We start from the raw sequence: 26,313 nt of genomic DNA on the forward strand, positions 1-26,313 counted from the left end.
AACAAAAAGGCAATCAGGAGGGTTTGGCTGTGTCCAAAAAAAGTTTAGCAAGTTTATCGGCGGCTGAGATTTCTGGTAAACGTGCCTTAGTGCGGGTTGACTTTAATGTGCCTGTTGATGATCAAGGTAACATTACCGATGATACTCGTATCCGCGCTGCGCTGCCAACCATCCAAGATTTAACAAGCAAGGGTGCTAAGGTAATTCTGGTAAGCCATTTTGGTCGTCCCAAAGGCGTAGACGACAAACTGCGTTTAACACCAGTGGCCAAGCGTTTGTCTGAGTTATTGGGTCAAGAAGTTGTCAAGACGGATGACTCTATCGGTGATGAAGTCGCTCAAGCAGTTGGCGCTTTGCAAAATGGGCAAGTGCTTTTACTAGAAAATGTCCGCTTTTACAAAGAAGAAGAGGGGAACGATCCAGAATTTGCCAAAAAATTAGCAGCAAACGCTGACTTTTATGTAAATGATGCGTTTGGTACTGCACACCGCGCCCATGCTTCTACTGAAGGGGTGACTCAATTCCTGAGTCCTTCTGTGGCTGGATATTTGGTGGAAAAGGAATTGCAATATCTACAAAATGCAATTGAAAATCCTCAACGTCCTTTGGCTGCAATTGTTGGTGGTTCCAAAGTATCTAGCAAAATCGGCGTTATCGAAACTCTACTCGAGAAGTGCGACAAACTGATCATTGGCGGTGGGATGATTTTCACCTTCTACAAAGCCCGTGGTTTGAATGTTGGTAAATCTTTGGTAGAAGAAGACAAGCTAGAATTAGCAAAATCTTTGGAAGCCAAGGCGAAAGAAAAAGGCGTTACCTTCTTGCTACCTACAGATATTGTCTCGGCTGATAAATTTGCGCCCGATGCCAATGCAACCACCGTCAGCATTGAGAATATCCCTGCTGATGGTATGGGCTTGGATATTGGCCCTGACTCTGTGAAAGTCTTCCAAGAAGCTTTGGCTGATTGTAAGACTGTAATTTGGAACGGGCCTATGGGCGTGTTTGAGTTTGATAAATTTGCTGTCGGTACAGAAGCGATCGCGCGTACTCTTGCAGATATTAGCAAAACAGGTACAACTACTATTATCGGTGGTGGTGACTCTGTTGCGGCTGTAGAAAAAGTCGGTTTGGCTGATCAAATGAGCCATATCTCCACTGGAGGCGGCGCAAGCTTAGAATTACTCGAAGGCAAAGTTCTGCCCGGTATTGCGGCTTTAGATGAAGCGTAATTAGAAGTATGAAGTGTGAAGTATGAAGTGTGAAATTTCATACTTTCATCTTCATACTTCATCTTGATAATACGCTAGTGTAAAAAGGCACAAGGCACAAGGCAGTCCCGATGCAACAAGTTTCATCACCAAGTATGAAAGTACGACTGGTATTTTACTCAGCATTCAGCACTTTCAAGCTAGGAGGCAGGAGCTAAAAGACAGAAGAAATAAATTTCAGGCTTCACACTTCAGACTTCATACTTTTTTTGCTAGCCACAAAGCCAGATTACGCACATAAACTTTAATATCTTCTAAAGCGCGTGGCTCGTTTTTCATCCCCTCTCCTGGCGGTTCATCCACAAAACTAGGACAGCCTTTTGTAATATCCCAGTTGTAATCAACAAAATGGTGAAAACTGGAGGTAGCTACTGTACGTCCTAAAATGTTACCGTCTGCATCTTGATAATTGTCAACTGCGACAATTAAATTAAAATCACGACTTGTAACTAAACTTTTACCTAAAGCAATTACCTGTGCTTTTGGATTGCTAGGAGGTATACCAATACCACCTTCGTGCGGATGAGCAGGGAAAAATTCAATCTTGCCTGAAGGTGAATTTGGATTTTTTAATAGTTCGTGAATTGGTTCAATAACAGTGATTTTTTGATAGTCGCCATTCGCGCCTGAATGATAGTTAGGCCAAGAAATGTAAGTTGTATAAGGGTCATCTCGACACCAACGAGATTCATCAGGGTCGGGGTTTTTAGTATTGAAATAATGAATTTCGCCAATATCAATTAAATCGCACATAGAACAGCCCATATCTTGATGGTCGCGGGTGGTTAAAATACCGCCACCGCGTTGACGAAAGGCATTAATTCCTGCAATATCTTTGGCGGTTAAACCGTCACCAACATCTAGAGCAAATAACCAAAGTTCGTCAAAATCAGATTGGTCAAGGCTACCTAAAATCGGATCATTACCTTCTGCATCTGATGTGCGATCGCGTGCTACAACTTTAAATAAATAATTCCCCTCATCATCTTGAATCGATGCTAAATATTCCTGAAGCATGGAGAAACGGAAAATGTTCCAGTCATCTTCAGTGGTAGTAATAGTAGTCTGTAAGAGAATTTGAATTGGTTTTGCCATACCCTCTGCAATTAAATTTTTCAGCGAATCGAGGCAATACTCTAACTAACATCAGAGTATATGGGTATGGCGATCGCTTACTACTTTTTTTGTTATTTAACCTTGGCGCGGAAGCGAATAAAACCGTAAGAACTCGCTGGCGTACCAGAATTAGTTGCTGCCGGAAGATTTGGTAAATCTGGGCTTCTGGTGACGTTGACAACCACAGCACCATTAGTGTTATTACCACAATATGAAGGGGTAGCTGAATCATTGGCTGCATAAAAAGTTCCACGGTCTGAATCTGCTATGTTGCTGAGATACACAGTAGGTGTACTAGAACCAACAGCCAAAGCAATACCGCTATCTGCGCCTGGTAAACCACCATCACGGGGAGTTAGACCATTAAAAGCAGTAGGTAGAAAAGTTGTGTTACTAGGAACTAAGTCACAAAATTTGACATTGGTCGCATTATTTGGCCCCTTGGAGAGAAAATAAATAGTATATTCCACCTCATCCCCAGGCTTTACAGTGCCAGCATTAATTAATCCACGCAAATAGCTAACAGGCCATTTGCTATCACTATCATCAGTAGCATAAGGTTCTGGTACATAATTGGCAGCATTTGTAGCAACATCACTACGACCATCTACAATGTCTGTTAAATCTTGACTATTAATGCGGGTGATGCGTTTAATTAGCAAAAGCTTGGCATTAGTAGCAGCACCATTATTACTTTCACCAACGCTAGTAATCCGGCTTCCAACCGTATCAGTATCTCTAGTTGGCAAGTAATTTGTACACCGCGTGCTAGCATTCCCACTAGTAGTAGCTTCCCAGCAAGCACTACTATTACTATCTTGACCATTTGGAGTCAAGCTAATAGATTGACCATTGCTTGTACCAGCTAAAGAGGACTGATAAGTGTTATTCCAAATATTGAGAGAAGTTGGCGGAGGCGTATTAACTTCACTACCCGCGCCATAGGCAACATAATCGATAATTTGATTTTGGTTATCGTACAACCAAACATCATCACCAGAGTTATTGAGTTTAGGAGTCAGTCCCAACCAAGTTTGAAAAGCTGCTGCTGTAGCTTGTTGCTTGGGTTGATTATTGCCCAGCCAAATTACCGCATATTGCCCTGATTGTAAGGTTGTACCGCTAGGAAATGTATAACTAAACCCGCCAGCACCATCACTACTACCAACAATCAAATTACTATCTGTGAGTCTCACACCACTCAAATCTACAGCCGATGTAGAAGTATTATAAATTTCAATAAACTCATCATTAGTATCAGCAGTAGTACCTGTTTCGCTGTAGAGAACTTCGTTAATTATGACTTTGCCTGCTAATGGTGAAACCTGGGGAGAAGTTGCTGGGATAATATTTAAATAAGTAAGAGTTGCTGTACTAGGTACATAAGTCCAAATATCTAATCCTTTAGCATCCCCAAAGGAGCCTGTACAAGAACCATTAGTGTTACTACCAGGATTTGCACCAAAGGCCCTTTGAGTGCTAGTGGTATCAAATCCTGTCACCAGATTACTGTTAGGTGTAGAAGGTGGATTCAGACCACACAACACAGAATTCACAGTTCCCACATTTACCCCAGACAATGTACGATAACCGCGATCGTCATAAAATCCTGTTTTTTGTCCCAAGGGATTAGTCACATTCAAGAGGGTAAAGCTTGGCCCTCCGTTAATACTATTTTCAGCATCTATTAACGGAAAGTGATATTCTCCCGCATGAGTTGTAATTTTAACCGGGTAGTCTGTACCTACTGGGAAAAAGTTACCACTATTATCCTTACCATCCCAAGTCACAGTTTGGCTGCCAGTTGTTGCCATGATGCCGCGTAACACACGGTTATTGACATTGCTCGGGTCAAAATCCTTACCATCTTTGCTGATGATAATTTCATAGTTGCCTGATACATTGGTGTCGAATTTAAAAACTCCGCCTGTGTTTTGGTTAGAATTATTACTTCCAGCCGTACCCGCAAAGCTAGAATTACTAACTACTGGAAGTACTGCTACTAAAGGAATACCACGGGCTGCGATCGCATCATTTGCACCAGAGTTAGTTTGAGGATCACTGAAGAAAATGACATGATTAGGTAGGGCCAGATTAGTTCCACCTTGAAGAGTTGTCAGTGTACCACTATTGCCGAGAACATCATGATATAGGGGCGTTTTTCCATCACTGTCATAGTAACCAATGTCATTACCATAAATCACAAATCCGTTGGGATCTAAGCCATTGAGAGCAGTTCTATATCGATAACCATCTTTAGTGACAAGATAAAATACAGATTCAACAAGTCTGCCATTACCGCCTGTAAATAGTGCTAAGTAGTCGGCAAATAGTCGCCCATTAATATCGGTTGTAGAAGTTAGACTGCTGCGTACTGTTACGTCCCAGGCAGCTACACTAGTTCCTGTTTTATCTACAAAGTTACTACCTAAGTCTATGTTTTCTGTAGGGTTTCCATCAGTAGTACCATTAAATCCGTCACTTCCAGTGATAACTACATAGTAAATCCCGTCACTTCCAGCAGGGACTTGGTAATAACAAGGAACATAGCCAGAAGTTCCGTTATAAGTGACTTGGTTTCCTGGTGTTGCATTAGTTGTATTGGTAATTGTGTCTGGCCCTGCTAATTCTTGGTTACGACTACTGATTTTGCCCTGATTAGTATTTCCTGTCTGGCTTCTTTGGGTAGAGCATTGAAATTTCAGATTAGACAAAGTTTCATTTCCAATTCGACCTGTTTTGTTGCCATACAAGAAGATGTCGCCATTATTAGAACCAACAGAACTAGAACCTAAAAGTATATATTCTCCAGCTTTAGCATAAACTTGTAGCAACGTTCGACGCGCCAGAGAATTATCTACAGGAGTAGTAGGGCCATACCTACTTGATGTGATAGCCCGCCATTCTAGGTTAGCTCTAAAACCAGTTGCACCACTAGGGTACAAATTCCTACTACCTTCAGCTTGAACTGGTTGCATCCATAAACCTAGGGCGCACAATGAAAAAGCCAAGCTAACTAGTGGTTTGCTCTGAAGATTAAAAAGATTTTTTGTCGTTTTTTGTTGGCTAATAAATAGTATGTTTTTTATATTTCTTTTCATAAGTATTTTTTATAATTTGGTACGTAGCAAAGAGACGTTGCATTGCAACGTCTCTAAATTGTGGGATGGGGTATCTTCGTTAATTTGCTTAGGTTGGTCAATAATAATGCCATGTACGTGATTAGGCATGATGATGTAGGTATCAATGTATGTGTAATTAGAATGATTGGACTTGACTGTTACTAACATTCCCAAAAAAATGGGTGCGATCGCTTGTACAAACAGTGACAAAATACCAACCATTAGCTGCACAATTGTAATCGGCTAAACGACTAGACTCTACTCGGTATTTACCCTTAAATTTAGCTTGGGTCATAGTTGTACAAATATCCCGAATTTCTTTCCGGTAGGTAGAGACGCGAAATTTCGTGTCTCTACCTACCGTGGTGGAATTTTCTGCTGTCCAAAGCCATCAAACAATTCGTTGAGTTTTAAGGTTAACCCCAAATAAGGGCCACCAGCAGAACGAGTACCCGAAAAATCACGGTCATCGACATTACCCAAGACATAACCAGCAGCTAACCGCAGATTTGGCGATAAATAATAACCAGTTTCAATCACAAAGCCAGTTTCACTGTAATTGGATTGTCCTATCCAACGGGCTTCTCCGACTACATCCATTTTGTAGCCCAAGCGGTAAGTCGCGCGTAGTTGCGCCAAATTCACAGTACTAGTCCCTGCCAAATCATTAGCTAGATATGAAGTGCTATGACGCAAAGCATACTTGCCATAAAACTCCCACTTCCAATTAGGCGCATAAATAGCTTCTAAGGCGAAGGTATGGTCTTGAGAACCTGTCCCACTGCCTAAGAGAATAGTGTCAGGAATAACTGCCGGATTTTCTCGGTACTCATAACGTAACAAAGCGTTGAATTTGTCGTTACTGGGGTCACGGTAAGCCAAACCTAATTTCAGGTTGACAGTATCACCTAAACCAGTGAGCTTTTGATTAGCAGAATTAGCCTGTTGATAGCGGGCTAAGGCTGTGAGGGAGCGGGAAATTTTCCCGGTTGCTGCTGCGGAAATTACTGTATTAGAACCACTAGCAGAGGTACGATGCTCATAACGCGCACTCGCTTGAAAGTCAGGGTTATCACTGTACTCTAAACCCACACTGTAGCTATCGCCACTCTCAAACCCAATAGATGAAGCCGCTTGACCAACTGTAAAAGGTTGGGCATATTGTTGTCCGGAAGCGGTGCGGTTAAAGAAGCTGCCAAATACGTGTTCGTAAGCCAGATTTAGCCGCAACCCAGGAGCTAATGTCCAACGATTATTTAGACCAATCGCTCCTTGTGTTGTGAGTTGATTAGCACCTCCTAAAATTGAGTAACGAGTGGTCAAAGTAGTATCTGTACCTAGTTTGTGTTCGCCATTGATACTTAAGCTGGTAATGGCATTACCACTCAACTGACCGCTACTGTAAAACTGTTGAGCCAGGCTGACATTTACACCGGGCATAGCTGCCCAATTTAAGCCAAAGATTGTACGGTCTGGATAAACAGTATCGGCACTAGATGAGAGTGTAAGTTCATTTTGCGCGGCGAAAGTCAAGTTTTTGGCAATGGGAAATGCAAGGCGAGAACGCAATTGATGAGAGTCACTAGTCAAAGCAGTAGCGGGAATTCTATCTTCTCGATGGCGATGAATCCAATCAACATCAACCGTAGCCTTACCAAAGCGTTGTTGAATCCCCGCCGAAATTGTGGTTAAGGAGTTATCAACTTTATTGCCTGGTGTTGCTTCCGAACGCGGTGCAAATAGTTCTTCAAAAGTATCTAGAGGTTGGGGTGCAATCCCAAAATTATCTTCATGGTCGTATTGCGCCCGAATATTAGTAGTTGGAGAAAGTCTACCTGTTAATTGCGCTCCATAGCGAGTTTGTCCAGGAACAAAACTAACGGTGGCGTTATTCGCAAAACCTGTATCTGCAAAACGATAATAAGCACGTCCTTGAATAGTAGTGGTAATTTGTCCTTCAGCTTCTAAGCGGTAAGCCGCACCACTAACTTTCCCCATCAGTTCGGAATCATTCGCCGAATGGGCATATTCAGCTATTAACCTGCGATTACGACCTAACGAAATCAGCGCATCTGCACCATAAAGCTGAAAATTTCGTATACCTTGATTTTCTTGGACAAAAGTTGCACCTAACCAACTTTCTTGGTTCAAGTTACGGGAGAAATTATATTGCAATCGACCTGCATAAATATTGCTGTCTGAGTTTTGACTTTCGTATTGATAGCTAACGACAATACGTCTGACTAAGACTTGTCCAGTACTATCTATATCGGTACGCAGAATCGGTTCACGAAAGATTAATGTACCTCTGTCGTAGTCAATTTCATAGTCTGGGCCACGATTGAGTTGTTTGCGCTCTAATACAGTCCCGGGACGATTTAGTTCTTCTAATTCCAAAAAGACATTTTCACTACCGTTAACTAATAATCGCCGCGAGAGGAAATAATAACCACTTGTACCATCAGGAGCAATAGTATCTCTTTGAAAACCTTGCAAATGGTTGCCATAGAAACCTGTAAATTGCAGATTGCCAAAGTTGTAGTTTGTTTTAAAGCCGTGTAATTGACGCGTGATAGAGGTAAATTGCTGGGATGTCCGGGCAAATTCTTCTGTATCGTAGTCACCCCACATGAAATAATCAGGAGCCGTATGGGGAATTTTTGAGGTTCGCTCAAACCGCACAAATACACTATCAATCGATGGTGCGACGACATCGATTTTCGAGCTATCACCATAGACTGGATAGTTTTGTTCGCTAAATTGATAAGTTCTAAATAGACGGTTATCGCAATTACAATCTTCGTTGAGGTTGCGCGAACTATTATATGCACCTGTAAACAACCATTCTCCCAACGCACCTGTAGCAAATATCGCTGAGTGAAAATCTAATTGGGTACTTCTATCTTTATCAGGACGGACAAAATCTCGAAAACTACCGTAATAATCTGTGCCTCTAGCACCTAAACGAACATCGATAACGCCAGTCAATAAACTGGGACGCAATGCAGTTTCAAATTGCAGTTGGGTAAAGGCTTCTAAATCATTGGCAATGGCGCGAATTCTCACGGTTTGCGCTTGTAGTGGCGATCGCAATTTGGCTGTAAACTCTCCCGCTTTGGCTTCTACCTGAAATCCTGGTTCATCTGGTTTAAAGTCTTGACCAATTAATTCTCCTGCACTCGGTATGATTGTCACAACGGCATTGTGGTTAGAGCGATTGCCATTTTCATCAATTAATTGACCGCGAATAGTAGCCGTTGAACGTCCATCAGCCGGAATTCGCGCCTCCACTGTTTCTAATGTGAGTTTTTTGGGCGCACTCCGCACTACTATTCGCACTGTAACAGATGATTCTGGTTTACCGACCTCTTGTGCAGAGATGAAGTTCTCACCTTCTTTGAGCGAAACACCATACCATGTCTGCGTGACTAAATTGTTTGTACTATCAGTTTCGGTTTTGCCCACTAACGATGAGTCTACTAATATGTCATTGACACGCAATTCTATCTGGCCACCATTGGAGAATTGCACACTGACACTAGTAGCCGGTACATCCACCACACTATTAGCCGTTGGTGTCAAAATTTTGATAGTTGTGGTTTCAGCAGGTTTATCTTGATTGTCTACAGATGCAGCAATTTTGCGTAAGCCTTTGGGTATTTGAATATCTGCTATTGGTTGAAATGGTTGGATATTTGTTGTGGGTACAACATCATTGTCTACAGATGCAGCAATTTTGTGTAAGCCTTTGGGTATTTGAATATCTGCTGCTGGTTGAAATGGTTGGATATTTGTTGTTGTTAAAATCGGCTCAACAGCATTGAGTTCGTGAATATCGGACACAGCATCACTAAACTGAGTGTTTGGTGTTGCGGGAATTTCTGGATTTAGTTCATCAGCTGCTGAGGCTTTGTCCACAGCAGGTTCATCTAATAATTGAGAGGGCTTATCTGATGGGGTAATATCCACATCCGCAGGCACAGAAAAATCATCCTGAACACTATTTTCGGTCTCAGGAATAGATACTTGTGCTTTGACTACGGCCGGATACCAAACAAAGCTGATTGCACCTGCTAAAGCACCCAGCAGTTTCAAATTAAAAGTAGTTGCACCGTGCAGTTTAGGTTTCATACTTTATTTACTCCTGCTGGGGGTAACAGCAAAATTCATTCTGACCAAACCGCCTGGTTCTAAACGCACCCAGCGAGATTGACTATTGCGTTCGCGGAATTTTTGGTTAGGAGCTAAGGTATAGCCGGGAATGCTGCTGAGGTCGAGGACACCTGTATGGCTACCAGGCAAAACATTAGCAACAGAAAATAAGCCATTTGGGTCTGTGGTGATGCGATTACCATCTTGGAGAAAAATTACAGCATTGGGAATTCCTGGTTCGCCAGTTTGCTGTTCGCCGTCAAAGTTTTTGTCTTCAAACACGCGACCGATAATTGTGCCGCAGTCAGCGACAATCCCCGAACGAATCACTAATTGGTGAGTTGCTGGGCCATCTTTGGTGCTGAAGCGGTTGTCAATTCTCAAGGCGTTAGCGATCGCACTATTACGCCCATTTCCTCGCAATGCATCCGGTGTGAGTTGAGCCGCGTAGGCAATATTTAGAACTTTCGCTGATGGGATGCTTGCATCTGTGCGGAAGGTAACTGTATTGCCGTTATGATCGGTGGTGATAGTCACTGGCTGACCATCTATCTCACCCCGTACAGACTTAGGTATAAAGTGGAAGCCTAGGGGTAAATTATCTGTAACGACCACATTATTTAAACTAACATCAACCAAATTTTTGATTGAAATGCGGTAAATAACTGTATCTCCTGGTTCCGCAGAGGCGCGATCGCCTGTTTTAATAATTTGCAACTGCTGTGCTTGACACATATTGGTTGTCATTGACAACGCAAACAAAGTACGTCGTCTGATTTCTGCACTAGGAACTTCAAATAATGTGTCTTCGACTCTGGTTGCTCCTGTATTATTCAAAGGTTGTCCATCTAAAGAAGACGCTACATACTTGAGTTTGTTATTTGTTGTGCTATCACTACCAATAATTTGAATCTTAATTCGCCGCTGTTGATAACGAGAATTTGCTGGCGGATTAATTACTAAAATATAAGTTTTACCCGTTGCAGTTTGACCTTGATTCGGGTCGAGGAGAAAGTTGTAAGCTCCTGCGGGATTATTAGTTAAAAAATAAGGATTGGCATTTTCAATATTAGGTGCTTGTCCGGCAGGAATTCCATTATTAGGTACATCAGGTAATTCTGTCTGAGTTAACGAAACTAAATTACCCAATTCTGCACCTGTTGGGTCGTTAGTTTGAGCTTCATAAAGCCCAAGAGAAAATCCCTGATAATTAGAGATAAATGCACCACTACAACCCAATACTTCACCGGATTGACTAATTGTTGGATCGGTATTTAATTGAATTCTATTAGTAATTCCTTGATATAGAGTATTGTTAACAGAGTTGGTATAAGTATAGTTAACTTGGTTAGTTAAGTTAATTGCACTACGATTTGTAGCTGTTTGGGCTGTAGTTGCTGAGGAAAAATTAATTGTCAGCAAACTACTCAGCACAATAGTAGCTGTCAAGCTTTGATAACAGCTACTCTTAGCAAGAATCTGCTGAGATTTTTGAGAAATACTCGCTACATTCATTGACTCGGCAAAGCCTTATTTTGATTAAAAAATAACTATATTTTTGTTCAGGACGTACGCAATAATTATGAAGAAACGAACCGCAAAGGACGCATAAAAGCGATCGCGGTGAAGCAGTGCGTTGGGCAGGTTCCCCGACTTGAAGCAACTGCTGAACCCGTTAGCGAAGCGGTAGCGAGTCTTCGAGCGTCAGGGCTTCCCTTCAATAACGCCTAACGGTGAACCCACAGGATAGGACAAGAAGTCATAAGAGTTTGAGAGAGTTCTTGCGTAATTCCTATTGTTAAGAAAATCGGATTTAAATGATTAAAAATAGCCTAGTACAACAAGGCAAAAGTAAAACCTGAGCCATTGCGGTGGACGGGTTTCCCGACATCAAGGAGACAGTGCCTGAGGCAACTGTCGTCAAATGGCGACCCGAATTGCAAAAGGAAAAAGAAAGAATCGTGATATCACAAGCCTTTTAGCAATTTCCGATGGTCTATTTATTTACGCCAATCTGTACTAGTAATACCGTTTCACTTTAATTTTGATACAAATAGTTCATCGGGAGCAGGAGGAAAGAATTAAAAACCAATGAATTTGAATCAAGATTTTCGGGAAATGGTATAACATCAAGAGCCAATCATAAAAATGTAAGTATACATCCGTCAGAATCCAGGAGGCAGAATGGGAGAAAATTTAATCACATTCTTCAGGGTAAAAATAGCCTGATTATCCTAAATTACTCTTAAATTCTGAATTCTGACTTCTGTGGGCTGAATTTTTACCATAAAATTACGTATTGGTCTCTTGATTAATTAACGAATTTGAGTTTGATAAGTTGTCTTAATTGTGGTTTTTGCACCTAATAAGGGAACGGACAACCGAATATGTGTATAAGCACTAGCTGGTGCTGGTTGAGTTTCTACTTTGCCGTTAGGAAGGGTAACTTTAACAGTGGGATTTTCGACAAAATTACGTCCACCATCAATGCTATAAGTAGTTTTAGTATTTTTAGGCGTGTTAGTAGAGTTCAATACGTAAACCATTCCTTGGGAAATTGGCTGATTGAGATGGAGATTTTTAATTGGGCGATTGCTAATATTTTCGACATTTAAGGTGTAGCGCAATACATCTTTTGGTTGTACCACTACTTGACCTTTTAAAGTTTGCCATTTCTTAATTAATTTACCTTGCTGATCTTTGGTCAGCACTTGCTTTTCTGCTTCTAGAAGTAGCTGAATTTGCGGTTGAGTTTTGATATTTTGGGCAATAGCAGTTCCAGACTGCCCAAAAGAAGCTAATCCTGGTATTTGGTTAGATAATGAAACTGTAGCAATTAAAGCGATCGCCCCTATACTTGCAAGATAAACACCCTTCATCTGATAACCTCCAAAAATTGTCTTTTCGACGATGAAAACTACTAAAAAATTTCAATTGAGGCATTGCATCAATCGATGAATCTGCAACGCCTCAAAATCCTCCATCAAATTAATTCACTTTACGTTGGAAAGTAAAGGTTCTTTGTTCGCCTGGTGCAACTTTGCCAGTCACGCTATCTACATACTTCGTGACATCAGTAGTTACTGTAGTTCCTGTTTGATCAATAGTAGATGTGTTGGCTGGGTTGTTACCGCTGTAGAATTGGATATTTGCCGCCCCAGAATCTTTAGCTGAACCTACCACATTACTAGTATCAATTTTGCCGTCTTTGTCGTTGTCTAATGCCCAATTGTTACTACCAGCAGGAGTGTCATCAAAGGTTGTACCATCTTCAGTAATCACAACCTTGTCAGCATTTAAAATCACGTTTCCACTGCCAGCTTCCGTATCAGAAATATTGAGATAGCGAATTTGATACTCAATAATATTTCCTGGTGCAGGTGTTCTGGGGACATCAGTAACGTTGGAATTGGGATCAATACCATTACTAGCGGGTGTAGACTCAAAGTCATCTTGACCTGTACCAACAGCTGGCCCAGTACCTGCTAATATGCGTGACACTTTCACCAACTTCAAATAACCAGTGTAGACGCGATCAATAGTGATGTTTTGACTATCAGCATTGCGATCGCCATTCGTATCAATCGAGGCTATGATGTAAACCGGATAGCCAAATTCTTTATCATTTGTATAGTCGGGAATAGTATCAGTTGACAAGGCCGTGTTGCTTGGCAAATCAACTTCTACACCATAGTTAATCGTTGCTCCAGCCGCAACATTAGGAATAGAAATTGCTGTACTTGTTGTATTGAATGTTCCCGTTGCTTGATTGTAAGTGTAGACTGCAGATTGCCCACCGTACGTGATAGTTACTTTAGTTCCATCTGGTAAATCTTTGCTATTGCTTGGTGCTGTTGGCGTAATTGTAATCGTGCCTGGGTCTGTACCGCTGTTTTTAATTGTGTTGGTAAATCCAACTGCGGCTGGGTCAACTTTAGAACCAGGTGCTGTACCAGCAGGAATCAGAGAAGATTTGTTAGTAAAGTCATCATTGGTTTGACCTGACGGGCCAACCGCATCAGGAGCATTTTGCGGCCCGTTGAGAATGCCTGATGCAACAGGGGCTTGGACAGTGAAGACGTTGGCCTCACCACCTGAACCAGTACCAGTGTTGTTATTACTTAAGTCTGTTCCGGTTTCGGGTGCTGTGGGAGTATTAATATAGCCGTCATCAACAATGGCTGCTGTGAGAGTATCAGGGACACCATCATTATTGGTATCTGTACCTGTAGGCGGTGTCATACTACCAGCAGAACCATCGTAGTTACTGGGATTTTGATCGCCAGATTCATCGTATACAGGTGCGTTAGTACCAGGAGTTTGACCAAATAATTGGGCAATGTTAGCCACAGTCAAAGGCGATGTTGCGGTAGACTCGACAGCTAGCTGAATTGAAAAGCCACTGACTGTCACACCAGGTGCAACAGAAGTAATCGAAGATGGCTGATTGATAAAACCAACACGGGTAATACCAACAAGAGTGTCAGAATTTTGTAATGGAAAGGTTTTCCAGTTAGCTGTATTGGCATCAGTTGTAATCGCATCAGTGGTGTAAACTGCTTGCCAACCAGGTGGTGGAGTTGGTGCAATGGCTAAATCTGTACCCGCAGGAATCGCATCAGAAACTAAGATCCGGCTAACAGCTGAACCATCAACATTAATGGTTGTACCAACTAATGGTGCTGGCGTGATACTTTGTCCTGTTGGGTCATTAGACTCAACTCGCAAACTCAAATCATAAGTAAGTTTGTCATCTGTAATTTGAGATGTGCCGGCGTTGTTGTAATTACTGCGAGTTTTGAGAATTGTGGCTAATGTATAAGTCTTGGCTGTAGCACCTACTTGAATTTGTTGGGTAGCACTGGCTTCTCTTGTACCGTTGACAGGTACGCCAGCAACTTCACCAGTAACGCCGCTATTATCAGGGTTATCTACGGTGTAAACGTCACCGCCATCGGGAGTTCTTAGTTGGTTTTGTGCGTTCCCAGGAGTATTACCAAGAGTAACTGTAATTACGTCGTTGGTTTGTGCGCCAGCTTGTACGGTTACTGGTACGCGTACTAGTATGCTACCACCGGGTGAAACTGAAGGTGTCACAACTTCTGTACTAGTAATATTTTGCCAGTTTTGACCACCGTCGGTGCTGTACTGCAAACTATTAGCAACACCACCGGGCAATGTACCAGCAACTACACCAGGGCCAGTGGTAGTAGCTAAATTCGGAATCCGAAATTGAGTGGGGTCATTACCTACGTTTGTCAGAGTGTAGGTGTATACCAGTAAATCACCAACTCCAATCGTACCTCCATTGCTATCTTGAACGCCCGCAGATGAGACAGTAATACCAGCAACTTCAGCTACAGTCACAACCACAGTATTAGATGTTGCATTAATTGTTGTTCCTGGACTATTAGGATCTTCATAGGTAGCAGTTGCTGTGTTGCTAATAGCTTGACCAGCAGTTGTACCATCTGCTAATACAGGTAGTGCAACCAAAAAAGTCCCATTAGCTAATAATAATGACCCTATTAGATAACGATAAAAAGCAAACCTATTTTGGACAAATTTACTGTACAACATTCGGAGATTGGGAGAAATCAACATTAAAATCTAACCTTGATATTTGTGCAACCTTAATACCCAAGCGAATTTATCAGCTAATTTTTGGACTTTTTAGCTGAGTTTATTTAATGAGAAGATATTTTTTAACCTGTAATAACTATTGGTAAATAATTATTCGATAGTTAGTTATTTGTATAATTACTCTGCGGTTAAAGTATTAATTAAATCTGAAGAGGTATGTTTTCATTGTTCTCAATCTTCTCGATGTTTATAACTACTTCAGTACTGTAGTATTGCCAGATTAAGGGATTGGCGACACGATATGTAATAGTGAAAATACTAGTATTAAAAAACCTAGAAAAGATTTCACAATTGAGTATTCATACTCTAAAGTCTCCAAAAAAAATAATTGATAAAGATTTTTTATACGCAACTACGGAGCGATCTTTGATTTACGGCAAAGTTTGATTTTTCAAGATGTGATTTTCCAGATGCTGAAGATCACTTTTTGTTTCCTGAATGTCCCGGAAATCAAGTCATACCAGCAGTTGACCTCCTGCTGCATGATTGCGGATATTGGGTTAACTGCTTTGTTGCGCTGAACTCTTATCTTCATGAAATTTATATCCGACTAAAATAGTCGGATATGTTTGACTAGTGATTTTTGCTCGTGATAGTATCAAGCGACAGTTGACGGACAAACAGGGAAAGCGATCGCTATGACTCAGGCAATCTCCAAAACCACTCAAACCACCACAGCTACCTTAGAAGCCTTGAAGTGTAAGGAATGTGGTGCAGAATACGAACTCAAAGCTAGTCATGTATGTGAGTTTTGCTTTGGGCCGTTGGAGGTTAAATATAACTACAACAATATCCGCCTGAGTGTTAGCCGCGAAAAAATCCAAGCCGGGCCAAATTCAATTTGGCGCTATCGTCAATTTTTACCTGTTGCAACTGACAATGTAATTGATGTGGGAACTGGGATGACTCCTTTGGTAAGTTCTCAACGTCTGGCTCGTCGCCTGGGTCTGAACAAGCTTTACATTAAAAATGATGCCGTCAATATGCCCACCCTCAGTTTTAAGGATCGGGTGGTATCTGTAGCCTTGTCTCGGGCTAGAGAATTAGGTTTTACTACAGTATCTTGTGCAAGTACTGGCAACCTAGCAAATTCTACCGCAGCGATCGCGGCTCACGCAGGTTTAGACTGCTGTGTGTTCATTCCTTCTGATTTAGAAGCAGGCAAAATTCTCGGCAGTTTAATTTACAGCCCAACTCTGATGGCTGTCAAAGGCAACTACGATCAAGTTAATCGCCTCTGCTCAGAAGTTGCAAATACACATGGCTGGGGTTTTGTCAATATTAATCTCCGCCCATACTACTCAGAAGGTTCTAAAACTCTCGGCTTTGAAGTAGCAGAACAACTGGGTTGGCAATTACCAGATCATATAGTTGCACCTTTGGCTTCTGGTTCTTTATTCACCAAAATCTATAAAGGCTTCAAAGAGTTTGTCGAAGTTGGCTTAGTAGAAGATAAAAATGTGCGTTTTAGCGGCGCGCAAGCAGAAGGTTGTTCGCCCATCGCCCAAGCTTTTAGAGAAGACCGCGACTTTATCAAGCCTGTGAAACCAAATACAATTGCTAAATCGATCGCAATTGGTAATCCAGCAGATGGTGTATATGCTGTCGAAATTGCGAAGAAAACAGGCGGTAATATTGAATCAGTGACCGATGCAGAAATTATTGAAGGCATCAAGTTGCTAGCCGAAACCGAAGGTATCTTCACAGAAACAGCAGGTGGTACAACGATCGCTGTGCTGAAAAAATTGGTAGAAGCTGGCAAAATTGATCCAGATGAAACTACCGTGGTTTATATCACTGGCAATGGTTTGAAAACCCAAGAAGCAGTTCAAGGTTATGTTGGCGAACCGTTGACAATTGATGCCAAACTAGATAGTTTTGAACGTGCCTTAGAACGTTCTCGTACACTTGACCGCTTAGAATGGCAGCAAGTTCTAGTCTAAAGTCTGAAGTCTGAAAGATTTAAACCCAAAGGGGTTGCTCACAGACTTCACATTTCACACTTCATACTTCATACTTCACACTTCAATTATGGCTGTAACTGTTTTAGTTCCTACCGCTCTTCAACAATTCACTAACAATCAAGCAACTATAGAGTGTAGTGGCAATAATATTTTCGAGTTGTTTGAGTCTTTAGAAAAAAACTGTCCTGGTATTAAAGCTCGTTTATGCGATGAGAAAGGACAACCACGACGCTTTTTAAATTTGTATGTTAATAGCGAAGATATTCGCTTTCTGGAAGGAATAGCTACACAATTAAAAGATGGTGATGAAGTCAGTATTGTACCTGCGGTTGCAGGCGGTTAAGTTTTATGGAGTAAGCTGGTATAGCAGGGAATAAATTACAGGTTAATTGTCCTTGGCTATGTGGCGATCGCTATAAAACAAAATATTGAAAATAAAAACTCTTGTCAATTGCTTTTTTTGATCAGAGATAAATTTGTTACCTAGCTAGCAAAGTTGGGTTAGCTGTTGTTGCCAATAATTATTGTTATCAATTGTCAGGATAACCCTGTTATAGGATTCATCCTGTAATTCGATGATTAAATAGTTACTGTCTTGATTTACATACCAAAACTCTTTACCTCGGTCGGTATAATAAGTTCCGGCTTTAATAACTCCTGGGATGAATGTACCAGGGGCGCGGAGTTCTTTCCAGTGACTTTGAGGTTTGGCTGTTGTCACTTCTTCGATATTTGCTAGTGGTATTTGCCAGAGTTTGTTCAAGCGAGCTGCTAATAATCGCTCCTGCCAAGTAAACTCTATCTGTAATTTGTTTTCCACTATACTTAGTTGCATAATCAAACCTTCAGGCAGTAATTTGTCTTCTAGTATTCCCCAATAGTTACTGCTGATAACTTTTGGTGTAATGTGGTTTGATGACTGATAAATTGCGGAAAAGCTTCCTAGGCAAAATTCTAAAAGCAGAGTTTGGAGTCTGCACAGTGAAAGATTGATTTTTCGCGCCTTTGCGCCTTTGCGCGAAAAATCAATCTTTCATTTTGCTTCGACATCTTAATTCATGCCGCATTTATGCAACGCCAGATTTTGATGTTCTGTCCTCAAAAACTAATCGGTGTTTAAGGGTATAGGTATCTAAATTTTTACACTCTATACCCTTACGCCCCTCACCCCAGTCTCCACAAATAAACTTTGTGCGTCAGTCCTAACTAACTAGAATGGGGGTTTGGTATTGGTTGTTGGGTTTCTAAAGCTAGATTGTCTATTGTTCGCGGTAGCTGAATTGCGAGAAAGAACATATTCACTGCCATGTATGCTACAAGAGACATCCACAAAAGTTGGTTGTTGTGAACATACCATGCAGTAATCGCTAAAGGTAAAAAACCCAATCCAAAGGCAATTAAGACTGCGTTACGCAAAGTAGCACCTTCTTTTAAACCGATGAAGTAACCTTCTAGCATAAAAGCGATCGCTGTTAGTCCCAAAAGGGGAACCAACCATATAGTATAGGTACTAATATGTTTATTCACCTCTGCATGGCTAGTTAATAGCCCAAAGACTGTATCGGGAAACAGCACTGATACTGCGGCAAAACCTAATGCAATTACTAAACTCGTTAGTATTGAGACAGTTAATAAAGAACTCATTTGTTCTTTAGCACCTTTACTCTTAAAATTGCCTGTGAGGGTTTGAGTTGTCATCCCCACACCTTGAACCGTAAACTGACTCAGCAGGGCAATCTGTAAAAGTAAACCATTTTCTGCTAAAGTTTCTGTTCCCATTGCCGCACTGAGGTTTGTAAAAATGGCGTAAGTAGAAATCAAGACTACAAATCTGATGAGAATATTGCTTTTTAGCACCACAGTCTCTTTCAAAGCCACCCAATCGAAAACTTCTTTTAAAGCTGCGGGTAAAGTTTGCCAGGGAATACTAAAGCAAGCGTAAATCAGCCCAGTGAACAAAGCGAGATACTGACTAATAGCTGTTGCTAGTCCGGCTCCCATGCTTTGCCATCCCCAAAGAGAAATCATGAGATAGTCCAATACCACATTTGAACCATTGCCAATTACAGACATCAGCAAGACTACGCTATTTTTTTCTTGCCCCATAAACCAGCCAATCAACACAAAGTTGAGTAAGACAGCTGGCGCGCCCCAAATTCGGGCTTGAAAATAATCTGCCCCAGCAACTTCTATATCTGGGGAACCACTCAAAATCGTAAAGCCAATTTTTTGTAATGGGTATTGTAACAACAAAATTAGTAAGCCAATTGCTAAGGCAATTAAGCCACTACGAATTCCTGCCAAAAGTACAGTTTTATCATCTTCCAGTCCCACTGCTTGTGCAGTTAAGGCATTCACACTGGAGCGCAGGAATTTTAATACTCTGTATAAGTAGTCAAATATGATAGTGGCAAGGATAACTCCTGCCAAGTGACGAATGTCTGCTAAATGCCCCAAAAAGGCAATGTCAACCAAACCTGCCAAGGGAACCATCATATTGGAAAGTACACTGATGCTTGCCAGTTTGTAAAACCGAGGCAAGAAGTTGTACTGATTTGAGACTGCAATTGTCATAGATTGTTGGCTGTACTGGATATGAATTAGAGGCTAGGGATTAGGGGTTAGGGATGAGAGAAAAGAGCTTTTCAGGTTTGTTTGTGACAATTTCTTAGGAATAGCTCTAGCCTCTAGCCTCTAGCCCCTAGCCTCTTTCATTTGTCCTATTGTACCTAGTTCATCATAGCTACTTAATTTCCCTGCAATTGTGCATTTAAGGCTTTTTCTATGCGATCGCGTGTTTCGAGCAGATGAGCTTTGCTATATTCATCATTAGAATTCACTTGAGCCAGTTTCTCATCTAGTTGCTTAAGCTTATACCAAGCTAGTGTCCGGGCATCTTCTGGCACATATTCTTTTCGCAATACCATACTAATTAAAATATCCAGGTATTCTCGCTGCAAGCCCCGCCGCACACTCGATATTTGCACTGAGCCTTGGGGTTTGATCACTTCTGTCCAAATTCCGGTTTGTAATGTATCAAATAGCTCTGGCAAAGTCAGGGCTTTTCCGGAAGGTGCTTTTAGTTCCATATCCTTGAGGCGGTAGAGGCGATCGCCTGAAAGTAAATCCCGTAATACTGCACTTTGGAAGAATAGTACTAATTCGTGAATGGGATAATCTAAACGACCGATGCGGGGAGAACTGCCCCAATGCCGCCAACGCGAAGGTGCTAATTTATTCAATAAGTCGGGAGAAAATTTTAACGCATCTTCAGCAAAGACATATTTTTGCAGTGTTTTTAAAGCTTGTCGTTGTTCTTCTACTGGTACAGGTTCAAAGGGTAATTTAGCTTGGCGAGTATTTTGGCTGCTAGATGGGGTATCACCACCATGGATGCGATAAAATGACTGTCCACCAATATATTTACTGACGTAGTAAATTTGTTGAAAATAATTACCTAAAACTGTACCAAAGCGATCGCTTAAATCGCTGTAGCTTTCCCCGGCGGTAGGATAACCCCGATTCAGCCGCTCCCACATCACCCGGGAATTATCTAACTGCCATTGGGAATAAACCAGCACATTATTACTATTGTCCCAAGCATCGGCTGTGGGGTCGAGGTCAAAGACATCTTCATCGGTAGAATAACTGTACTCTGGCTTAAATGATTGGTTAGCAATGTCTTGTAAAAATGGCTTTTCGGCAATTGGTGTCGTCGCTGCGAATGGTTGATAACCATATTGAATTGCCCAGTCATCATAAGGCCCTACTGCATCTGGGAAATAATCACCTTGCTTAGTACCTTGAGGTGCAATATTGGGCGGAATATAATCCATCACCGAGGTAGTTAAACCTTTATTGTGGGTAATTTCTTTATTATTCATTTCCTGGGGTGAGAGTAAGGTACTACCCCGGAAGTTATGGCGTAACCCCAAAGTGTGACCGACTTCGTGGGCAATAATCAGACGTAAATATTGATGAATATATTCTTTAACTTGCTCTTGGCTACCTTTATTATCTTGCAACAGTGTCATAGCTAGAGAACCGAAGGCAAACTGGTTAGCCCCTTCCATGCCATAGCATAAATCATACTCGCCGGCTAGTTTAGATAAATTTCGCATCAACCCACTTTGTTCGGGTTGCGGAGAATTCTGATCTTTTGCACCTAAACCGCTACTGCACAAAAAGCGATTTTGTATCCAAGCTGATAAAGATGTGCGGTTTTGGGTTTGATCTTGGCTGGGTTGAATAATTTTGCGATATTCACTCTTGAGTGCGCGGACAAAACTAGCATCTACTAAAATATCTGCATCTAAAATTTCCCCAGTCAGGGGATTAACACGGGATGGCCCCATTGCAAAATAACCATCTACAGTATTAATCCAGCGAATTGTGTTGTAACGGATATCTGCGGGGTCCCAAGTGGCATCGTCTGGCATTTGTCGGGCTTCAATCGCGTCTTTAAACCCGGCTTTGAGGAAAGCTTTGTTCCACATAAGGATGCCTTCTTTGATGGCATCACGGTATTCTAAGGGTACAGCATTATCAATCCAAAAGACAATTGGTTTTTTAGGACGAGAAATTGCGGCTTTTGGGTCGGCTTTTTCTAAATTCCAGCGATTGATATAACGCACAAAGGGATCGCCATTGTCTTTGGTTAAGTCTTGGTAAGCGGTGATAAAATAACCAACTCGTTCGTCAGCCAGACGAGGGCGGTAACTATTGTTGGGTAATTGGGAGAGACTGTAGTGAACGCGCAAAGTAAAACCGCGAGAGTCTGGTAGGGTAGCAAAATTTAATAGTTGATTTTCACGGTTGTTACTGCTGCTACCAGAGAAGTTCAACACCGATTCAATTTCGACGTTGTGCGGAAAAGCTTTAGCATCGCCGAAATAAGATTGATCAGAACTGGCCGTTACGCCTAAATTTGCTGATAATCCGGCTAAATCTGCTAATAGCAAATCACCCAAGTCTACCAATATAGTTTTGCGTTCGGGATGAATGCTTTTAATTGGCAGCATATAGAGAATTGAATCGCTAAAAGAACGGGCAAGCGATCGCGCTTGTGGATCTCCTTCTCTTGTACGAAAATTAACATTGCGGACAGTAAACTGTAATTTATCGTCTACTCGCTGCCAGTAAAACAAAAAGTCTTGCAATGGGATGCCACTATAAATACCGCGTTCGCCAATGCCTGATTCTAGGGTGGCTGTGGCTAAATAATTAGTATTTAACTGTTCTGGTTTGATTTCTAGATAGATTTTATTATTTTTTTTGTTGCGATAGAGGGTAAACAATCCCTCCTTTTTTTCTGTATCTTTAACTACTTCATCAAACGGTTCTAATTCATCTTTACTGGCTGGTTTAGCAGAATTAGGCTTATTTACAGGTTTTTTAGGTGATTTACCAACTTCGAGAAACGGTTGATTTTGGGCTTGCTGAGTATTTTCTACTACCCAAGTAAAAGGCTGCTGTTCTGGCTTTTGTTGTTTATTAATCACCCAAACTTGCGGCAATGGCAAGAGGTTTGGGCTAGATGCTAAATTGTTGTTAACAGCAGTGCCTTGTTTAGAGCTTTTCAATTGCCAACTAAGGTTGGGTTTTTGATTAACCCGTAGTCCTTGATTGACAGCATTATTCTGTAATGACGCAGCACTCGCAGTGGATATTCCCAACCACAAGCCATGCAACAAAATTACATAAAAAGTTACTTTATTCATTAATTTCATCCCTGATAAACATAGTTAATTGTTAATTTTGCAAAGGAAATACCGCCACTGACATCAGTAAAATCAACTTAAAAATGTCTAAGCGATTCTGTGACCAAATGCAAATTTTTTAGTTTTATGAGAATTTTTTCGTTATGGTTTTCCTACAAATCCTTGGGTCATCAACAGTAAGTATTATTTTTGCACCAGCAGAGTAAATGTGCTGGTAAAAATAACACAATTTAGTTAAAAACTTTTATCCAGGTTAATTTTGCTAACTAAATAACTATTTTTAAACCTAAAAATAAAGTTTAACGTGGGCATACATCAGCCTGATTCCGGGATTCAGGATGCGGGAAAATGTATTTAAATTCTGCTCAATTAATAGACGAATTATAATAAATAAACTATGGATAGAAGCAGAAACGCTGCTGATAAAATTAGCGATCGCCTACCCTAAGAAAAAATTTAAGATAACTTAAGCAATGCGATATTGACAAGATAGATGACAAAGAATTAATCAAATTGTACATTGCTGCTAAAAATATTTAGTTTTGCTGAGTTGTAGACTTCAGCTAGTTCTATCATTTAGATGTTTCGGCTGGCTAGGGGCAATTTTGAATTAAGAATTGCTATCTGAGTATAGCTTTTGTGATGAAAGTTTCATGAGTATTATTGCAAATAGATCGAGCTTGATATCAGAAATTAAGCAATGTCTTTGGTTAGCTGTGCCTTTAGCAGCAGCACAGCTGGCGCAATCGGCGACTGGCTTTGTTGATACCGTCATGATGGGCTGGTTAGGCAGTCAAACCATCGCCTCTGGTGGTTTAGGTGCTGCACTATTTACTTTTTTACTTTTAGTGAATACGGGTATTTTGTCGGCGGTTAGTCCTTTAGCGGCTCAAGCCTATGGAGCCGGAAATCCTGAGCAAATCGGCAAAATTGTCCGACAAGGATTAGGAATATCGCTGTTTTTGGGTATACCACTAGTCATGATCCTTTGGAACGGTGGTAGTCTACTGCTGTTATTGGGTCAACATCATACCACATCAGCACTAGCAGCCACTTATTTAAAAGCGATCGCACCGGGTTTTATCCCTGCTTTAGGCTTTGCAGTCCTGAAAAGTTTTCTTTCGGCCTTATCTCAACCGCAGTTAGTCATCGTTACCGTTGTCTTAGGCACTTTATTCAACATCACAGCCAATTATATTTTGATGTTTGGCAAACTAGGGCTACCTGCTCTCGGGCTAACTGGAATTGGATTGGCAAGTACACTATCACTTTGGAGTATGTTTCTAGCTTTAGCCATCTATATATATAGCCAACATCGATTTGCTAGCTACCGCATATTCCAGCTTGAATTTAACTACTGGACTCCCGAGAATCGGCGGATTTTTTGGGAGATTTTTCAGGTGGGATTGCCTGTTGGCGGACTAGTAGCAGTAGAAGCAGGACTATTCACCGTTGTGACGTTTATCGCGGGAAAATTAGGCGATACTTCTTTGGCTGCTCATCAAATTGCTTTGCAGACTGCGGCTATGTCCTTTCAAATGGCATTAGGAATTTCTTTGGCGACAACTGTACGGGTGGGACAATTAGCCGGAGAGCAAGATTTCGCTAACGTCCGGCTAGCTGGATATGTAGGAATTAGCTTAAGTGCTTTATCTATGGCTATGGCGGGAATTATCTTTTGGTTATTCCCCAAATCGGTTGTTTCCCTTTACTTAGATATCAACAATCCCAGTAACCAAGAAGTAGTCAAATTGACAGTGCAGTTGCTTGTCGTAGCTGCGGTTTTTCAAATTTTTGATGGCGTACAAGTTGCCGCCGCCGGAGCATTACGCGGGTTAAAAGATACGCGTATGCCGATGTTGATTGGGATTTTTGCTTACTGGTGTCTTGGTTTAATTACTGCTTATGTTTTAGGTTTTTGGTTAGACTATGGTGTGCTGGGGTTGTGGTGGGGTTTGGCAATTGGTTTAGCGGGTGCAGCTATAGTTTTGACTTGGCGGTTTAGGATGATGGCAGGAAGTAGTCCCGATTAAACAAGTTTCATTGCCAAGTATGAGCGTGGGGCTGGTACTGTTCTATATTGAATTTGCATCAAATGACAAGATGTCCACCCCACAAGAGTTTGATATAATTGCAATCTGCAAAATAGATGTTTTTTAGGTTATTCCGATTTTTTCGCATTAACGCTTTTAAACACTGTTCCCTTCCACAAAAGATTGAGTTATCTTTTCCAATACTTTCAAACCTTGTAAAGAACCACGAATCAAGCGTGTGGCGGCGACGGGTTGGCGAATGAATCTCCAAGCTAAAGGTAAAGGTTTGAGGGAACCATCAGTACTGATAGCTGAATTGAGGTTAGGTATATCGTGTTGAGAGTTATCACTAACTACGCGGATGACTGTGGCGGCTATTCCCATTTGCTGAAAAAATTCTAAGGCGGCGAAGCTTTCCATATCTACTACATCAGTATCGAAGAGTTCGCCTAAATGACGCTTTTCCACAGCAGAGCAGATAACGCGATCGCTTGTCAATCCCTTAACTAAAGATACCTGTTGATGTAACCGAGAATATAACTGAGTAGTAAACAGGCGATCGCATTCTAGTACCTGTCCTTGATAACTACAATTTTGATAAAGTACTATATCCCCAACTGCATAACGCTGGCTCAAGCTACCACACAAACCCATTACTAACACTTTCGGTTGAGATAAAGACTGGGTTAGGGTATTGTCATTTTCTGGTTTTGACCCCATCGGTTGCAATATTTTCCGGTGCAATGATGGATCTTGTTGCCATTGTTTTAAATATTGAGTTAACGGTTTGATACCAACTGGTATAGACACAACATTGGGTTTTGAGCCAGTAATTTGATTCAGACCTTTACATACTGCCTGATATTCTGCACCTTGGGGCACCAAAATAGTATTAATCATTTTTCATCCTTAAATTGTCTGCACCCAGACCCCTGTTGACAGAATGTTCTCCACCAGCAATGCTGATGATTATCTTCACCTTGTAAGGCGATCGCTATATCTAAAATGGTAAGTATTCAGCACACAGAAGTCAGAATTTAAGAGTTATTGAGAATGATGTCTATTGTTACCCTGAAGAAAGTGATTAAATTTTCTAACATTCTGGCTCCTGGATTCTGACTCCTAAATACTTATCTAAAATGCGATAACCTAGAATGCCCTACTTTTGGGCTAAAAGTAATATTGTGATTCTTTATCTTTTATGCTTTTTTGATAAACATTTTAAGTAAGATTGCTCACGATCGCAAACCCAACTGCACAAACATCAAACGATTACTGTAGCATGACAAATA

The 26,313-nt window shown here is 41.2% G+C and carries 15 protein-coding genes; 4 read left to right on the forward strand and 11 right to left on the reverse strand.

The window, feature by feature from the left end; translation table 11 throughout:
- The first annotated feature begins 29 nt into the window (after window positions 1-29).
- Window positions 30-1,232, forward strand: a complete 1,203-nt coding sequence (locus tag H6G69_RS05620; RefSeq protein ID WP_190682861.1) for a phosphoglycerate kinase — start codon at window positions 30-32, stop codon at window positions 1,230-1,232.
- A gap of 237 nt (window positions 1,233-1,469) precedes the next feature.
- Here H6G69_RS05620 and H6G69_RS05625 read toward each other — a convergent pair whose 3' ends face one another.
- The 7 genes from H6G69_RS05625 to H6G69_RS05655 form a co-directional block, all read right to left on the reverse strand.
- A complete protein-coding gene (locus H6G69_RS05625) occupies window positions 1,470-2,366 on the reverse strand; it encodes a hypothetical protein (protein ID WP_190682864.1) in 897 nt (298 codons plus the stop codon).
- 92 nt (window positions 2,367-2,458) lie between these two features.
- Window positions 2,459-5,488: a lamin tail domain-containing protein gene (locus tag H6G69_RS05630; protein ID WP_242071982.1), complete on the reverse strand. Its 3,030-nt coding sequence runs from the start codon at window positions 5,486-5,488 to the stop codon at window positions 2,459-2,461.
- Between the two features lie 9 nt (window positions 5,489-5,497).
- Entirely contained in the window at window positions 5,498-5,740 is a 243-nt protein-coding gene (locus H6G69_RS05635; protein ID WP_206757637.1) for a hypothetical protein, read from the reverse strand.
- Window positions 5,741-5,866: 126 nt separating this feature from the next.
- Window positions 5,867-9,640, reverse strand: a complete 3,774-nt coding sequence (locus tag H6G69_RS05640) for a TonB-dependent receptor (RefSeq protein WP_190682870.1) — start codon at window positions 9,638-9,640, stop codon at window positions 5,867-5,869.
- Between the two features lie 3 nt (window positions 9,641-9,643).
- Complete coding sequence (locus tag H6G69_RS05645; protein ID WP_190682874.1) at window positions 9,644-11,176, reverse strand: DUF11 domain-containing protein; 1,533 nt, start codon at window positions 11,174-11,176, stop codon at window positions 9,644-9,646.
- 800 nt (window positions 11,177-11,976) lie between these two features.
- Entirely contained in the window at window positions 11,977-12,540 is a 564-nt protein-coding gene (locus H6G69_RS05650) for a hypothetical protein (RefSeq protein ID WP_190682877.1), read from the reverse strand.
- A 109-nt stretch (window positions 12,541-12,649) separates the two neighbouring features.
- Window positions 12,650-15,265, reverse strand: a complete 2,616-nt coding sequence (locus tag H6G69_RS05655) for a beta strand repeat-containing protein (protein ID WP_397326884.1) — start codon at window positions 15,263-15,265, stop codon at window positions 12,650-12,652.
- 677 nt (window positions 15,266-15,942) lie between these two features.
- Between H6G69_RS05655 and thrC the strand changes: the two genes are divergently transcribed.
- Window positions 15,943-17,247: a threonine synthase gene (thrC, locus tag H6G69_RS05660; protein ID WP_190682880.1), complete on the forward strand. Its 1,305-nt coding sequence runs from the start codon at window positions 15,943-15,945 to the stop codon at window positions 17,245-17,247.
- A gap of 88 nt (window positions 17,248-17,335) precedes the next feature.
- The gene (locus H6G69_RS05665; protein ID WP_190682883.1) at window positions 17,336-17,611 is read left to right on the forward strand and encodes a MoaD/ThiS family protein; all 276 of its coding nucleotides are present in this window, start codon (window positions 17,336-17,338) and stop codon (window positions 17,609-17,611) included.
- Window positions 17,612-17,755: 144 nt separating this feature from the next.
- On the opposite strand, the gene H6G69_RS05670 is transcribed toward H6G69_RS05665, so the two are convergent.
- The 3 genes from H6G69_RS05670 to H6G69_RS05680 all read right to left on the reverse strand — a co-directional run bounded on the left by H6G69_RS05670 (window position 17,756) and on the right by H6G69_RS05680 (window position 22,988).
- A complete protein-coding gene (locus tag H6G69_RS05670) occupies window positions 17,756-18,103 on the reverse strand; it encodes a hypothetical protein (RefSeq protein ID WP_190682886.1) in 348 nt (115 codons plus the stop codon).
- A gap of 371 nt (window positions 18,104-18,474) precedes the next feature.
- Window positions 18,475-19,842, reverse strand: a complete 1,368-nt coding sequence (gene gntT / locus H6G69_RS05675; protein ID WP_190682888.1) for a guanitoxin biosynthesis MATE family efflux transporter GntT — start codon at window positions 19,840-19,842, stop codon at window positions 18,475-18,477.
- 173 nt (window positions 19,843-20,015) lie between these two features.
- Window positions 20,016-22,988, reverse strand: coding sequence for a zinc-dependent metalloprotease (locus H6G69_RS05680; RefSeq protein ID WP_190682891.1), 2,973 nt, complete (start codon window positions 22,986-22,988; stop codon window positions 20,016-20,018).
- A gap of 653 nt (window positions 22,989-23,641) precedes the next feature.
- Between H6G69_RS05680 and H6G69_RS05685 the strand changes: the two genes are divergently transcribed.
- Complete coding sequence (locus tag H6G69_RS05685; protein ID WP_190682894.1) at window positions 23,642-25,021, forward strand: MATE family efflux transporter; 1,380 nt, start codon at window positions 23,642-23,644, stop codon at window positions 25,019-25,021.
- A 156-nt stretch (window positions 25,022-25,177) separates the two neighbouring features.
- Here H6G69_RS05685 and H6G69_RS05690 read toward each other — a convergent pair whose 3' ends face one another.
- A complete protein-coding gene (locus H6G69_RS05690; protein WP_190682896.1) occupies window positions 25,178-25,921 on the reverse strand; it encodes a phosphorylase in 744 nt (247 codons plus the stop codon).
- Window positions 25,922-26,313: the final 392 nt, after the last annotated feature.

It is taken from the genome of Nostoc sp. FACHB-110, assembly GCF_014697425.1.
Classification (GTDB): Bacteria; Cyanobacteriota; Cyanobacteriia; order Cyanobacteriales; family Nostocaceae; genus Nostoc_B.